The sequence below is a fragment of the Salinicoccus halitifaciens genome (assembly GCF_021026095.1).
GTDB classification, from domain to species: domain Bacteria; phylum Bacillota; class Bacilli; order Staphylococcales; family Salinicoccaceae; genus Lacicoccus; species Lacicoccus halitifaciens.
The window spans coordinates 35,874-48,854 of record NZ_JAJNCU010000003.1 but is presented as its reverse complement, the minus strand read 5'-3'; the positions used below and the strand labels follow the sequence as shown (position 1 = coordinate 48,854).

At 50.6% G+C, this 12,981-nt stretch carries 15 protein-coding genes; 12 read left to right on the top strand and 3 right to left on the bottom strand.

All coding sequences use genetic code 11. The features are described from left to right. Nucleotides 1-89 precede the first annotated feature (89 nt). From LPW40_RS06790 to LPW40_RS06775, 4 genes are all read left to right on the top strand, one after another. Nucleotides 90-704 carry a YkyA family protein gene (locus tag LPW40_RS06790; RefSeq protein WP_230821482.1) on the top strand — a complete coding sequence of 205 codons (615 nt, stop codon included), beginning with the start codon at nucleotides 90-92 and terminating at the stop codon, nucleotides 702-704. Beyond that, on the top strand, nucleotides 701-1,552 hold the full coding sequence (locus LPW40_RS06785) for a polysaccharide deacetylase family protein (protein WP_230821481.1): 852 nt from the start codon (nucleotides 701-703) through the stop codon (nucleotides 1,550-1,552). Before LPW40_RS06790 ends, LPW40_RS06785 begins: the two co-directional genes overlap by 4 nt. A gap of 2 nt (nucleotides 1,553-1,554) precedes the next feature. Continuing rightward, nucleotides 1,555-2,736 carry a putative glycoside hydrolase gene (locus tag LPW40_RS06780; protein ID WP_230821861.1) on the top strand — a complete coding sequence of 394 codons (1,182 nt, stop codon included), beginning with the start codon at nucleotides 1,555-1,557 and terminating at the stop codon, nucleotides 2,734-2,736. A 73-nt stretch (nucleotides 2,737-2,809) separates the two neighbouring features. Further along, nucleotides 2,810-3,403 carry a superoxide dismutase family protein gene (locus LPW40_RS06775; RefSeq protein ID WP_230821480.1) on the top strand — a complete coding sequence of 198 codons (594 nt, stop codon included), beginning with the start codon at nucleotides 2,810-2,812 and terminating at the stop codon, nucleotides 3,401-3,403. Nucleotides 3,404-3,812: 409 nt separating this feature from the next. On the opposite strand, the gene LPW40_RS06770 is transcribed toward LPW40_RS06775, so the two are convergent. After that, nucleotides 3,813-5,801 (bottom strand): catalase, encoded by a 1,989-nt coding sequence (locus LPW40_RS06770; RefSeq protein WP_230821479.1) that lies wholly within the window; start codon nucleotides 5,799-5,801, stop codon nucleotides 3,813-3,815. 168 nt (nucleotides 5,802-5,969) lie between these two features. Between LPW40_RS06770 and LPW40_RS06765 the strand changes: the two genes are divergently transcribed. From LPW40_RS06765 to LPW40_RS06745, 5 genes are all read left to right on the top strand, one after another. After that, nucleotides 5,970-7,046, top strand: coding sequence for a hypothetical protein (locus tag LPW40_RS06765; RefSeq protein ID WP_230821478.1), 1,077 nt, complete (start codon nucleotides 5,970-5,972; stop codon nucleotides 7,044-7,046). Further along, complete coding sequence (locus LPW40_RS06760; protein WP_230821477.1) at nucleotides 7,046-7,525, top strand: pyrimidine dimer DNA glycosylase/endonuclease V; 480 nt, start codon at nucleotides 7,046-7,048, stop codon at nucleotides 7,523-7,525. The genes LPW40_RS06765 and LPW40_RS06760 overlap by 1 nt, the downstream gene beginning before the upstream one ends. An 84-nt stretch (nucleotides 7,526-7,609) precedes the next feature. Further along, a complete protein-coding gene (locus LPW40_RS06755) occupies nucleotides 7,610-8,233 on the top strand; it encodes a GNAT family N-acetyltransferase (RefSeq protein ID WP_230821476.1) in 624 nt (207 codons plus the stop codon). Nucleotides 8,234-8,253: 20 nt separating this feature from the next. After that, a complete protein-coding gene (locus LPW40_RS06750; protein WP_230821475.1) occupies nucleotides 8,254-8,817 on the top strand; it encodes a group-specific protein in 564 nt (187 codons plus the stop codon). A gap of 65 nt (nucleotides 8,818-8,882) precedes the next feature. Continuing rightward, entirely contained in the window at nucleotides 8,883-9,254 is a 372-nt protein-coding gene (locus LPW40_RS06745) for a hypothetical protein (RefSeq protein ID WP_230821474.1), read from the top strand. A 38-nt stretch (nucleotides 9,255-9,292) separates the two neighbouring features. Here LPW40_RS06745 and LPW40_RS06740 read toward each other — a convergent pair whose 3' ends face one another. Both LPW40_RS06740 and LPW40_RS06735 read right to left on the bottom strand, forming a co-directional pair. Beyond that, nucleotides 9,293-9,940, bottom strand: coding sequence for a DsbA family oxidoreductase (locus LPW40_RS06740; RefSeq protein ID WP_230821473.1), 648 nt, complete (start codon nucleotides 9,938-9,940; stop codon nucleotides 9,293-9,295). Further along, nucleotides 9,937-10,116: a hypothetical protein gene (locus tag LPW40_RS06735; RefSeq protein WP_230821472.1), complete on the bottom strand. Its 180-nt coding sequence runs from the start codon at nucleotides 10,114-10,116 to the stop codon at nucleotides 9,937-9,939. Before LPW40_RS06735 ends, LPW40_RS06740 begins: the two co-directional genes overlap by 4 nt. A 148-nt stretch (nucleotides 10,117-10,264) precedes the next feature. On the opposite strand from LPW40_RS06735, the gene LPW40_RS06730 reads away from it, so the two are divergent. The 3 genes from LPW40_RS06730 to LPW40_RS06720 all read left to right on the top strand — a co-directional run bounded on the left by LPW40_RS06730 (nucleotide 10,265) and on the right by LPW40_RS06720 (nucleotide 12,966). Continuing rightward, nucleotides 10,265-10,780 carry a GNAT family N-acetyltransferase gene (locus LPW40_RS06730; RefSeq protein WP_230821471.1) on the top strand — a complete coding sequence of 172 codons (516 nt, stop codon included), beginning with the start codon at nucleotides 10,265-10,267 and terminating at the stop codon, nucleotides 10,778-10,780. A gap of 4 nt (nucleotides 10,781-10,784) precedes the next feature. Beyond that, complete coding sequence (locus LPW40_RS06725; RefSeq protein WP_230821470.1) at nucleotides 10,785-11,306, top strand: DinB family protein; 522 nt, start codon at nucleotides 10,785-10,787, stop codon at nucleotides 11,304-11,306. 79 nt (nucleotides 11,307-11,385) lie between these two features. Further along, nucleotides 11,386-12,966 carry a glutathione ABC transporter substrate-binding protein gene (locus LPW40_RS06720; protein ID WP_230821469.1) on the top strand — a complete coding sequence of 527 codons (1,581 nt, stop codon included), beginning with the start codon at nucleotides 11,386-11,388 and terminating at the stop codon, nucleotides 12,964-12,966. Nucleotides 12,967-12,981: the final 15 nt, after the last annotated feature.

The window sequence follows — 12,981 nt, the reverse complement described above, 5'->3', positions numbered from 1 at the left end:
AGGATTATACATACCTTTTCCATATATAGTTGTTATAATGGCTCTAAACCAAATATAAGGAGATATGTATGAGACAAGGATTGCAAAAAATGTTTTTATTATCAGGTGTCATATTAGTGATGGGAGGGTGCGGCAACGCCTCCGCCCAGGTGGAAGACCAGATGGAAACACTTGAAGAATCATCATTACAACAGGACTTGCAAACACTCATCAACTACGAAGATCAGCTTCAGGAGGATTTTGAAACATCGCTTGAAGGAGAAAATTTATCGAATTTTGCCGACTCCTCGGCAGAAGTGTTCACGAATGTGGATGAAAGGAGCGCCGTCCTGGAGAACTTGAGGGAAGGCGTCTCGACCCATGAATCCGTGAATGAGGAACTGCAGGAGGTCACTTTCCAGGAAGACGAGGCGGAGATCGAGGACACCGTATCATCCATTACGGAAAACCTCGGGTCGATCAATGGGACGATGGAAGCGTTCATCCCCCAGTACGAAGAAGTATTGGAAGCAGAACGTGAGTATTACAATTCACTCGGGGAGTCATCAGCAGATTATGAGGATTTCAACGAAGGCCTCGAGACGGTGAACGAGCAGCATGAATCACTCGATGAGCATTACCGCTCCCTGAACGAATCCCTGACGAATCTGGAGGAGAATAAAAATCATGCAATGGAACTCCTCAGCGGGGAGGATGAGTCATGATGAAACATATATTCATGCTGATGTTCGTCCTGCTGCTTGCAGCCTGCGGGGGTGCCGGCGATGAAGAGGACGCAGAACAGCCGGAGGCGCCTGAAGACCAGGCTGCCGAAGAGTCGGAAGGAGAAGCGGCCGGGGAAGAGGCAGCTCCTGAAGAAGGCACAGCTGACGAAACGGAAGCAACGGAAGAAACCGAGCCTGGGTTCTCCTATGAAGTGCATCCTGAAACATTTCAGATCGTGCCGATCGATGACGCAGATCCCGAAGTCGCATTGATCACGATCGATGATGCACCGGACGGACAGGCGGTCGAAATGGCGGAAACATTGAGTGAGATGGATGCCGGTGCGATATTTTTCGTAAACGGCATGTTCATCCAGGATGAAGCGGGCCAGGAAGCGCTCGAAGAAATCCATGCGATGGGCTTTGAAATCGGCAACCACACCACGACGCACCCGTACCTGAACCAGATCACACCGGAAGAGACGAGGGAAGAGATCACCGTCACGAGCGACCTGATCGAGGAGATCACCGGTGAGCGTCCAAGATTCTTCAGGGCGCCGTTCGGCATCAACACCGAAGAATCGGTGCGCATCGCTGAAGAAGAGGGCATGACACTGATGAACTGGACTTACGGCTATGACTGGGAGGCGGATTATCAGGATCCCGGGGCGCTGGCGGACATCATGGTCAATACGGAACTTCTCACGGATGGCGCAAACCTGCTCATGCACGACAGGGAGTGGACTGCCGCGGCATTACCGGACATCGTAGAGGGGCTTGAAGCAGAGGGGTATGAAATTGTAGACCCTGAAAATATTGAGAGCATGGAAACGGAGGATTCGGAATGAAGATGAAATCATTAATGGCGGTCATGCTGTTTGCTGTCATTTCCGCGGTGACTGCGGGAAAGGCGGATGCCGATGTGCTGGACATCAGCGATGAGCCGGTTTTAAATGCGCCGGAAGAGATGCCGTCACACTTCACCTATGACAGCGGTGTTGAAATACCTTATCCGGAGGAGGGTGTCAGGGGCATATTCGTCTCGGGCTACATCGCCGGGAGCGAACAGCCGATGAACGAACTGGTCGACTATGTGAGCACTTCCGGATTGAATTCGATGGTCATAGACGTGAAAGAGGACATGGGCGACATCATGATGGAGCTGCCGCTTGAGAATGAAGTTGCAGTCGATAACATGCATTCGTACGTCGACCCTGAGACGCTGATGGCGCAGATGGAAGAGAATCAGATTTATCCGATTGCACGCATCGTCGTATTCAAGGATTCGAGGCTTGCTGCAGAGGCACCGGAGTTGTCCTTCCAGAACGCCGATGGCTCGGTTTGGGCGAACGGACGTGGTGAAAACTTCGTCAATCCTTTCCTGAAGGAAGTATGGGATTACAATGTCGATATCGCGGTGGAAGCGGCGAAGCTCGGATTTAAGGAAATCCAGTTCGACTATGTCAGATTCCCGGAAGGGTTCGAATTTTACGGGGATTCCCTTGATTATGACCTTGGGGAATATGACGACGACAGGGAAGCCGGTGAACGGAGGGTCGATGCAGTGACCGACTTCGTTGAATATGCATATGATGAGCTGCAGCCTTACGGTGTGGACGTATCCGTCGACATCTTCGGGTACTCTGCAACGCATGGTGCGGCGGAAGGTATCGGACAGGACTTCAGCCGTATCTCGGAAGAAGTGGATGTCATTTCTTCAATGATCTATCCAAGCCACTGGGGACCGGGATTATTCGGCATCGATGCCCCGGATACCGAACCGTATGAAGTGATCAATCAATATGCGCAGGAAGAAAACGCAGTGCTTGCAGAACTTGACGACCCGCCGATCAGCAGGCCGTGGCTGCAGGACTTCACCGCATCCTACCTCGGTGCAGGAAATTATTTGGAGTATGGCGCAGATGAAGTCGAAGCACAGATCCAGGCACTTAAAGACAACGGTATAGATGAATTCCTGCTCTGGGATGCATCCAACCAGTATTCAAGAGGTGCCAATTACGATTTGGAATGACGTTTAATGCAGAACCGGTTTTATTCCACCCTGAACAGGGAACAGACCCAGTAAAGTTAAGGAGGGATGTTTAATGAAGCGATGGGCATTTATACCATTGTTCATGATGGTTTTTGTACTGGCGGCCTGCGGTGCGGATGAAGAATCCGGCGGGGGTGCCGAGGAAGATGGAAACGGCGACGGCGCGGCAGAGGCGCCTTCGGAGGAAATCGAAGTGACGATGTACGACACTGAGGAAGAGCCGATCGGCACGGCGGTGCTGTCTGAATCTGAAGAGGACGGCCTCACGATTGCGCTTGAAGCTGAAGGGCTGGAGCCCGGCGAACACGGCATGCATATACATGATGCAGGAATGTGCGAAGGACCGACCTTTGAGACGGCCGGAAGCCACTTTAATCCAACGGATGCCTCCCATGGGTTCGACCATGAGGACGGCCCGCATGCCGGAGATCTTGAAAACATAGAAGTGGCTGAGGACGGCACAGTGTCGACCGAAGTCCCGGCTGAAAACGTGACGATCCTGGATGAGGAAGTCGAGACTTCCCTCATGACCGACAGCGGTACATCTTTAATCATCCATGAAGATCCGGATGACTATGTCTCCCAGCCGTCAGGCGATGCCGGAGACCCGGTGGCTTGCGGTGTCATCACGGAACCACAGGAGTAATGATTGATGCAGAGCAGAACCCCTTATTGGGGGTTCTGCTTTTTTTGATGAATAAAACCCCATCGGCCAAGTGGGGTCTCGTTTGGCCGGTAGACTGTCCCCATCGGCCAAGTGGGGTCTCGTTTGGCCGATAGACTGTCCCCATCGGCCAAGTGGGGTCTCGTTTGGCCGGTAGACCGCCCCCATCGGCCAAGTGGGTTTTCGTTTGGCCGATAGACTGCCCCTATCGGCCAAGTGGGGTCTCGTTTGGCCGGTAGATTGCCTCCATCGGCCAAGTGGATCTTCGTTTGGCCGGTAGACTGCTCCCATCGGCCAATTGGGGTTTCGTTTGGCCGGTAGCGACAGCACAGCTCTACCATTGCCGGACCAAATAAAAAGAGCCCCGAAATCCGGGGCTCATCAAGTGCACTTATCTGTCCCATACTCTGTGATGCTTGACGTCGTCGAGGAATATATCAAGGTCGGTCTCTATATTGGATACGCCTTTTTCCCCATCGGAGAAGGAGAGTTGATCAAAAGAGACGTTTCCGCCGAAACCAATCGCTTTTTTGTGCTTATACGCGATCTCCAGCTGCTCGACCGCCGGTGCCGGCAGCTCTGATTCGCCAGTCATGATAATCATGGAATCGAACAGGACGGAGTGCACCGTATCGAACGTCTCATCCAATGTAATATCGCCGATCTTATGCATTTTATCCGAGATGAATTTGACCTGCAGGCCATTATCTTCAAGCTTCGATTTTGTTTCATTCAAAGTGTCTTCTGTGACATCTGGTGTGACGATGACACCGACTGTGCGAGTCTTCAAGGAAAAATTCGTGTTCATCATGCTGAGTGCAGGAGAGCTTTTTCCGTATGTGGATTCTTCATTCTCTTCAGGAAGCTCGGCTCCGGTTTGATCAGCCACATACTCCGCGAGGTCACGGTCGATTTTATTGATCAGTTCCTTCAGTACGAGGTTCCGGATTTCCATATCACATTTGCCGAGTTCGAAGCTGAATGCATCGTAAAGATGCTGCTTCTCCGGTTCTGACAGGGAGTTCAAGAACATCTTCGCCTGGCTGAAATGGTCTTTGAAGCTGTCGCTCCTTGCGCGTACTTTCCGCCCTTCGACTTTTTCATTATAGTGTTCATATCCGCCTTTTTCCGGGCTGAGCGGCTCAGGCTGGTTGTTGTTCATATGGTTCTTATGATGTGCCGTACCGCCTTTATGGATGTAAGACTGATGGTAACCGTCACGCTGGTTGTTCGAAAACGGGCATATTGGGCGATTGATCGGAATCTGGTGGAAGTTCGGTCCGCCGAGACGGATGAGCTGTGTATCCGTATAGGAGAATAAACGCCCCTGCAGCAGCGGGTCATTGCTGAAGTCGATGCCCGGCACGACATGCCCCGGATGGAATGCGACCTGCTCGGTTTCCGCAAAGTAATTATCGACATTCTGGTTCAACGACAACTTGCCGACAATCTGTACAGGCACGTCTTCTTCCGGCCATAATTTCGTCGGATCCAAAATATCGAAGTCCATCTTGAATTCATCCTCTTCGGGAATGATCTGGAGGCCCAGTTCGAACTCCGCGGGCTGGCCATTTTCTATATTTTTCCACAGCGTCTGGCGGTTGAAGTCGATGTTCTTGCCGTTGATGAGCTGTGCTTCGTCCCATAGGACAGAGTGGGTGCCGTCCAGAGGTTTCCAGTGGAATTTGACGAAGTGGCTTCTGCCTTCGGCATTGACGAGCCTGAAAGTGTTCACACCGAAACCTTCCATCATGCTGTAGCTTCTCGGGAGTGCCCGGTCGCTCATCAGCCACATGACCATATGGGCACTTTCAGTATTCATGGCCACCCAATCCCAGAAAGTGTTATGGGCAGAAGCTGCCTGAGGAATCTCATTATGTGGTTCAGGCTTGACTGCATGCACCATATCCGGGAATTTTATCGCGTCCTGCATGAAGAATACAGGCATGTTATTAGCCACCAGGTCGTAGTTTCCTTCTTCGGTATAAAATTTCGTCGCAAAGCCACGGACGTCACGGGGTATATCCATTGAACCACGGTTTCCGGCAACAGTCGAAAAACGTGTGAATACAGGTGTCTTCTTACCAGGTTCCGTCAGAAATTTCGCCTTCGTGTACTTCTCAAGTGATTCATATAACTCAAACTCACCGTGGACGCCGAAACCCCGGGCATGGACGACGCGTTCGGGAATCCGTTCATGGTCGAAGTGGGTGATTTTCTCGCGGAGATGGAAATCCTCCATCAAAGTCGGTCCCCTTTCCCCCGCTTTCAAAGAAAATTCATCTTCACTCATGGGCAACCCCTGGTTCGTCGTCAGCGGAGCTTCTTTGGTGTTATCAATCGTGTCGCGTTGCCTCAGTTCGTCTTTTTTCTTAGACATTCAAAACCCCTCCTGAAATTTTAATCTATCTATTCAATACCCTGAATTTTCTGCCATTAATCCGGTATTAAGGCAGGAATATTATGAAAATCCCGAAGTATTTTCCCTTTGGAAGCGACTGCATTCATGTATACTTGAAGTGAGAAAACTGATTAAGCGGGTGAGAAAATGACGAACTTGAATGAATTGAGGCACCTTGTGGAAAATACGGATCAGGAAACGCTGCAGAATTTCGTGGTGGATCTGCTCAGTGAAGACGAGAACCTGGTGATGCGCCTCAGGCTCCTCAGCAACAATGAGTTGACCGAAGGAGACTTCGACCAGTATAAGAAGCGGTATCAGGAAATCGTCAATCCGAATGTCGACAAAGGCAGCTTTGTGCCGTATTCGAAAGCGAGAAGGATGGAGAAAGGTTTGAACGACTTCCTGAACAATGAAGTCACCGGCCTCGTCAACAACAAGTATTTCGAAGAAGCATTTGATATCACCAAGCTGATTTTCCTCCGTATCAATAAACTTCATATAGAAGATGCCGGCGGGGTGGTATCTGAAATCATGGATGAAATCTTCAGGGTGTGGCAGGCGATCCTGAACAACGGGCCGAGGTCGGTGGCCGTCACAATGTTCAGATGGATCATTTCAAGGCATGCGAGCCTGGGTGATGCGACGGATACGGATAAGTACCTTGAATTCCTGCTGGATAATTTCAGGGAACCGAACCAGATGGAAAGAAAGCTGCAGATCGCGGGCCAGCAGATCGGGTCGCTGGTCGGTGAAGCCGCGCCGGATAAAGCGGAGCTTGAGAAATGGGCGAAATTCTATCTGGAACTGGCGGAGCAGATGGATGATGAAGATAAGATGGATGCGTTCATCGAGGATCATCTGGACCTCTTTGAAGTGAGGCGGTTCGCGATAGACCGGCACATTTCAAACGGGGAGTATGATCAGGCGATTGAACTGTTGAGAGCAGGCAGGGAAATCCATCATAAGCCGCATGGACTCAGCCGGGAGTATACGGTCCAGTTGAAGGAATTGTATAAGATAAAGAAGGATCATGAGGCTTACCTCGAAGAGCTCTGGCTGCTCACCACCCGGTATGATGTCAATAACATGGAACCTTTCAATGAGCTGAAGGCGCAGTACAGTGATGAGGAATGGCCAAAAAAGCGCGATGAGGTGCTGAAGGCCCTTCCCGAATATGCACGCCTCGGCGATTATTACAGAAATGAGGGCATGGAAGGCTGATGCAGATATTCAGGGTGAGTCCGGATCATAATGTCAGTGCGAGGTTCCTCGATAACAGGCGGTTGTCGAAGCAGGTGCTGGAACTGTATCAGATCATCCGTGTCTGCCTCGGCGGCATGGGACTGGTCGAAGTGAATACGCGGTACCTCCACCACCCTGTGGTGAAGGCGGTCTACAATGAAGGCAGGCCTCATCTGCCGGATGCGCTCGCTATGCTCAAGGCGATGGATGAGGAACACAGGCGGCGGGGCGGCAAGCGGTCGGCGGCATTCCGTGAGGACCTCGCGGGCCTGGACCGGCTGATCAGGGAAGAGCTCGATGGAAATCTGTTCAGCGAAGAAAAGATTCCGCCGTTTTATGTGTACGGCACGGAGCGGTGTTATACGGAAGAAGCGTATGAAAAATATGAAGCACTGCTGTTCAGCAAGTGGGCAGCGGATAGGATTCCGCCGAGATGTAATATCGGAGTAGGGATATGAGATTTTTATTTGAAGTAATATTCAGAGGTCATTTATTGTATAATGAAAATAAAAGGATGCAAATACCCAAAAGAGGAGCCGGTTATGAGTTCAATAGAGATTATCCCGATGGAAAAAAAGCATATCGAACAGGCAGCGCGTGTAATCTCAAAGAGTTTCCAGACAGAGGAGTTCGCCAGGAACACATTCGATTTCAGCGACCCGGAAACGGAGGCGCTTTTCGCCGAGCTGCTGCAGATTGAACTGACGGTGTTTAAAAAGCACGGGGAAAAGGTTGATGTTGCTTTGTATGAAGGTGAGATCGCCGGTGTCTACTCGATGAGGATGACGGGTGAGGGGCATGGCCTTTCGAACTTGAAGCAGATCATCAGGAAGCTTAGGAAGGTCGCGCCTGTTGTGAAGAGAGTCAAATATAAAAAGCTCTACAGGCTGTATAAAGCGATGCAGCAGCCTGCGGCCATACCGAAAGATGCGTTGCTCCTTGAGATGCTTGCGGTGGACCCGGATTTCCAGGGCAAGGGGATCGGACGTGCGATGATGGCGGCACTCGATGAATATTCGGAGTCGGTCAGACGCCCGCTCTATCTTTATACGGCCAACGCAGAAAATGTGGCTTATTATGAGAAACTCGGCTACAGGACGATGGAGACCATTCAAAAGAAGGATTTCACAGCCTACCATATGCTGAAACGTTTGAGCGACGACTGATATGAATGGGGGAGGGAAGCATGAATTTCGTTTATCACCTGGTGCCTGAAAACATGTCCGGCCATCATCTCATACCTTTGAACTGGATGAAGGCTCTGGATGAAAATTTGTATGCGAAGTACATCAGCAAATATGATGACCACCCGGAAAGGGAATTTCTGATGGACAGGAAAGTGCCCTGTCTCGACTGCCTGTGGAATGATGTCGTCCATTTTTCCGCATTGCATCCGCATCATGTTTACAGGGAATTGAAGAAGCTCGACCTGAACTTGAAGGATGACTTGAAGTTCTATAAGATACCCATAGAGCACTTGAAAGACAACAAGAATGTATTGTACCGCTTTGATAAAAAATATTATAAGGGGGCGGAAGCGCCCATCGCCATGGAAAATGTCGAGGTGTTGGATATCGGTGCGTACAGGGAAGCGGAAGCACTGCCGATGGAGACGCTCGAGTATTTCGTGGAGGAATGTAAAAAGGGAAATCGTGTGGCCATGTTCAAGTTCGTCCCCCACGTGCTGAGCAGGGGGAAAGTCTCCGTCGAGGGGGCTGAAATCATCAATTGGAGCGACAGTTTTGAATGATCGGCCGGGGTTTTATTACCCGGGAAATATATTAAAGGGAAGAGGATTCCATGGGAATATTTGATATGTTCAGAAGCAGTCAGCCGGCAGGTGATAAAGATAGAGACCCGTATACATCGCTCACTATGGATCAGGGCGGCAATGACGCACCGACCATCGATGACGTGTATAAAGCGCTGGAACTGCTTGAAGAAGGGCAGACCGGATTTGTATCACTCGCACAGCTGAACCAGGAGCTGGATATAGGGGTGGTGCAGGCAACCGGGGAAATGGGCATGTTTACGGTGGAGGCACTGCCTTCGGAAGATTCACCGGACAAGGGGAAAGTTTATTATAAAGAGCATCTGGATGAGTACTCACTGCAGCACTACTTCCACACTTATTTTGAAACCGGGAAAGTCAAAGGGCTTGAAAGTTTCGAAGTCAGGAAATTATAAAAACGAGGATGCACGGGCATCCTCGTTTTTTATATGAATCATTCTGCTGTCTGTTCTTCCTGCCAGATCTGGTTCAGTGCCTGCTGGAACAGTTCGACCGGCTGTGCGCCTGAAATCGAATATTTGTCATTTACAAGGAAGAATGGCACGCCCTGCACGCCAAGCTGTCTGGCCTGGCTGATGTCCTCCTGCACTTTATCCGTGTTCTCTGCATTTTCCACAACGTTTCGCACCGCGTTGCCGTCAAGTCCGATCTCTTCGGAGATGCGCACAATCGTATCCGTATCACTCAGCACTTCACCTTCCGTGAAATGGGCAGCGTAAAAGCGCTTGAAGAAATCCGTGCCTTTGCCCTGATCTTTTGCATACTGGAAGGCACGGTGGCCGTCAAATGTATTGGCGATTTTGGCGATGTCGTGGTTCATGACGACGCCTGATGCTTTTGCCGACTCGGCCTGCTGTTTAAGCTGCTTCTCGGCTTTTTCGACCGTCATGCCGAATTTATCCGCAAAGAATTCATAATAGGAAAGTCCCGGCTGATATTCAGCATCCGGCATGAGCAGGTAGCTCTTATATTCAACTTCCACATCATCCTTATGCTCGAAATTTTCAAGTGCCGCATCCAGGTGTGCCTGTCCGATGAAGCAGAACGGGCATACGAAGTCCGACCATATTGTTATCTTCATTTTTCATCCTCTTCCTTTTCCTCTTTGTCCACCGGTCCGCAGATGCCGGTGTTGAAATCACACATAAGGCCTTCGGAGGAATCCAGGCTGAATGATTTCAGTTCGATCACTTCACTCTGCGTATCATTTGTTTCGCTGTCTTTAGGGGATTTTACCCCATCTTCTTTAAGGTTCATAATTGAACGCCCCCTTCTTCCGGGAAAATATCCACTGATGGCATCAATTGTAACATTTGAGGCAAAAGAGGACGATTAAACTGCCTGCTTCAGGGTATTTGAAAGACAAAACAACATGCACAAAAATATTGTGTCAAAGGAGAAAGATATGGAAGTCAGAAGCATCAAAGTCACGGAATTCAATGAGGTGGAGTTACTCCTCAGGGACAGTTTCACGGAATCCGAAAAGGGATATCAGGGTGAAGCGGAGCTTGTGAAAAGGATACGCGCCGAAAAGTCCTACAACCCGGCATTCGAACTCGTGGCTGTGGAAGCCGAGCAGGTGCTCGGACACATCTTGATGAGCGAGGTGAGTGTCGACGGCATTGAAGGACTCGCACTCGGGCCCGTCGCGGTGCGGCCGGGGCTGAATCATCTTGAAATCGGCAATGCCTTGATCAGGGGCGCGGAAAAGACGGCGGCGGATGCAGGATATACATATATCAGCATTTTGGGCTCGCCTGAGTTTTACGGCACCCCGGGTTACGTGCCGGCCGCTGATCTGGGTATTTCCGCATCGTTTGAAATGCCGGAAGCGGCATTCCTGATCAAAGAACTGGAAGCGGGCGCACTTCGAAATGTGAAAGGGATGTTCAGCTATACCGGCACATTCAGTAAAGGGTGATGATGTGAACCATGAAATCGAAAAGACTTTCAATGAACTCGAAGCACTGAGGGACCATTACTTCAAAACGGCAGAATTCAACGGGGACATCTACAAAAGGGCCGAGCCGGATAAATGGAGCATCGGGGAAGTCATCTACCATTGCTACCTGCTGCTCAGGCTCACAAGACAGTTCTCTCAAGTCTACCTTCCCGCAGCAAGGCTCTTCATTAAAGCAGGCGGAATAAAGGCCGCTGAACAAAATGGCTATATGCACAACATCTATGCCGGTCCCACGATGAAGGCGCCGAAAATACTGGAGCCGAAGATGGATCGAAGGTATTCAAAAGGCGAGCTCAGGCTGATGCTTGAGGCGGAGACGGAAAAGCTTGAAAAGATGGTCATGGACCTCACGGACAGGGAGGCCTATACGATCAGATACCCCGACCCTGTGCCAAACTGGCCGAATGTCGTGCAGATGATCAAAGTGGGGTATATCCATGAAAAGCATCACTATAATGTTTTGATGGAAAGGGAACGGCGTTGAAGTTGTAAAACAGCCCCTTTATTCATAGTGTGTTACTAGGTATAATGAAGGTAATCACTATCAGGAGGCTGTTTTTTAAATGAGGAAATATTTATTGTTGGTTTTTTCTGCGCTTTTCGTGCTCGGCGCCTGCACCGATGACGGCGGAGTGGATGAAGCGGCCGAAGAAACTTCTGAAGAATCGGCGGAAGCTGAAGGGCAGCAGGATGAGGAAGCGATCAATATGAGCCTGCTTGCGACACCGAACTCACTGGATCCGCATGCGGCGAATGATCAGCCGTCGAACCATGTGAACGTGAACATTTATGAAAGGCTCGTGGAGTTCACCCCTGAACTTGAGCTGGAGCCGGGGCTTGCCGAAAGTTATGAACAGGTCGACGACACGACATGGGAATTCCAGATCAGGGAAGGTGTGGAGTTCCATGACGGGGAGGTGCTGGATGCAGAAGCGGTGAAAGCGAATCTCGACAGGGTGACGGATGAAGCAGTCGGATCGCCAGTCGCATTTTTATTCGAGCTGATCGAAGAGGTGGAAGTCATCGATGACTATACGGTACATATCCATACTTCCAGCCCGTTCGCAGCACTTCCGTCACACCTTGCACATCCTGCAGGCGGCATGATCAGTCCTGCAGTGATCGAGGAGGACTATGCGGCTGACGAGCAGTTGACCGCCGTACATCAAAACCCGGTCGGGACCGGCCCTTATCAATTTGAAGAGATTTCTGAAGGCGACTATGTGACCCTCGTCAAAAATGAAGCGTACTGGGGCGAGGCGGCGGAAGCGGATGTATTCACATTCAACGCAGTGCCTGAAGATGCGACGCGCATCGCCGAACTTCAGACGGGTCATGCGGACCTGATTTTCCCGCTCGATCCGAATGACTTCGAACAGATCAATTCCGGTGAAGGCACGACGGTGAATGAAACGGAAAGTGTCAGGATGGAGTATGTCGGCTTCAACACTGAAGTTGAACCGTTCGATGATCCGCTCGTCCGTCAGGCAATCGCCCATGCGATTGATAAAGAGGACATCATCAGCATTATGCTTGAAGGCAAAGCCGTCGTTGCGGACACTTTGCTGAGCCCGGCGGTGTTCGGCCACAGTGAGGATATAGACGGCATCGGATATGACGTCGAAGCGGCGCAGGAGCTGTTGTCAGAGAACGGCTATGAAGAAGGCTTCGCGGCCGAAATCGTCGTCCAGGACAGGACGGCCGCCGATATCGCGACATATATCCAGGAGCAGCTGCAGGAGTTGAACATCGACCTTGAGATTTATCAGATCGATCCGGGCGCATATCTGGATTACGTCGGCAGCGGCAGCCATGAAATGTTCATCGGCGGCTGGGGGACGGTGACGATGGATGCGGATTACGGTCTTTATCCATTATTCCACTCTTCGAGCATCGGGGATTCAGGCAACAGATCCCGTTATGCAAATGAAGAAGTCGATGCACTGCTGGAAGACGCAAGGGTTGAAATTGATGAAAATGAACGTCTCGCACTGTACGAAGAGGCACAGGAGATCATCATAGAAGAAGCGCCGATCATCCCGATCTATCATCCATATCTGCTGACGGGTATGAGTGAGGATATCGAAGGGTATGCCCAGCATCCGGCGAGCTTCCACTTTTTAAGCGACGTCAGTAAAGAGTAAATGAAAACAGGACTG

Bases quoted from the DNA above. Each gene is read 5' to 3' on its own strand.
- LPW40_RS06770 (WP_230821479.1), bottom strand. From the start codon at position 5,801: ATGTCTAAGAAAAAAGACGAACTGAGGCAACGCGACACGATTGATAAC.
- LPW40_RS06790 (WP_230821482.1), top strand. From the start codon at position 90: ATGTTTTTATTATCAGGTGTCATATTAGTGATGGGAGGGTGCGGCAAC.
- LPW40_RS06785 (WP_230821481.1), top strand. From the start codon at position 701: ATGATGAAACATATATTCATGCTGATGTTCGTCCTGCTGCTTGCAGCC.
- LPW40_RS06740 (WP_230821473.1), bottom strand. From the start codon at position 9,940: ATGAAGATAACAATATGGTCGGACTTCGTATGCCCGTTCTGCTTCATC.
- LPW40_RS06775 (WP_230821480.1), top strand. From the start codon at position 2,810: ATGAAGCGATGGGCATTTATACCATTGTTCATGATGGTTTTTGTACTG.
- LPW40_RS06755 (WP_230821476.1), top strand. From the start codon at position 7,610: ATGAGTTCAATAGAGATTATCCCGATGGAAAAAAAGCATATCGAACAG.
- LPW40_RS06760 (WP_230821477.1), top strand. From the start codon at position 7,046: ATGCAGATATTCAGGGTGAGTCCGGATCATAATGTCAGTGCGAGGTTC.
- LPW40_RS06750 (WP_230821475.1), top strand. From the start codon at position 8,254: ATGAATTTCGTTTATCACCTGGTGCCTGAAAACATGTCCGGCCATCAT.
- LPW40_RS06745 (WP_230821474.1), top strand. From the start codon at position 8,883: ATGTTCAGAAGCAGTCAGCCGGCAGGTGATAAAGATAGAGACCCGTAT.
- LPW40_RS06730 (WP_230821471.1), top strand. From the start codon at position 10,265: ATGGAAGTCAGAAGCATCAAAGTCACGGAATTCAATGAGGTGGAGTTA.
- LPW40_RS06720 (WP_230821469.1), top strand. From the start codon at position 11,386: ATGAGGAAATATTTATTGTTGGTTTTTTCTGCGCTTTTCGTGCTCGGC.
- LPW40_RS06780 (WP_230821861.1), top strand. From the start codon at position 1,555: ATGAAATCATTAATGGCGGTCATGCTGTTTGCTGTCATTTCCGCGGTG.
- LPW40_RS06765 (WP_230821478.1), top strand. From the start codon at position 5,970: ATGACGAACTTGAATGAATTGAGGCACCTTGTGGAAAATACGGATCAG.
- LPW40_RS06735 (WP_230821472.1), bottom strand. From the start codon at position 10,116: ATGAACCTTAAAGAAGATGGGGTAAAATCCCCTAAAGACAGCGAAACA.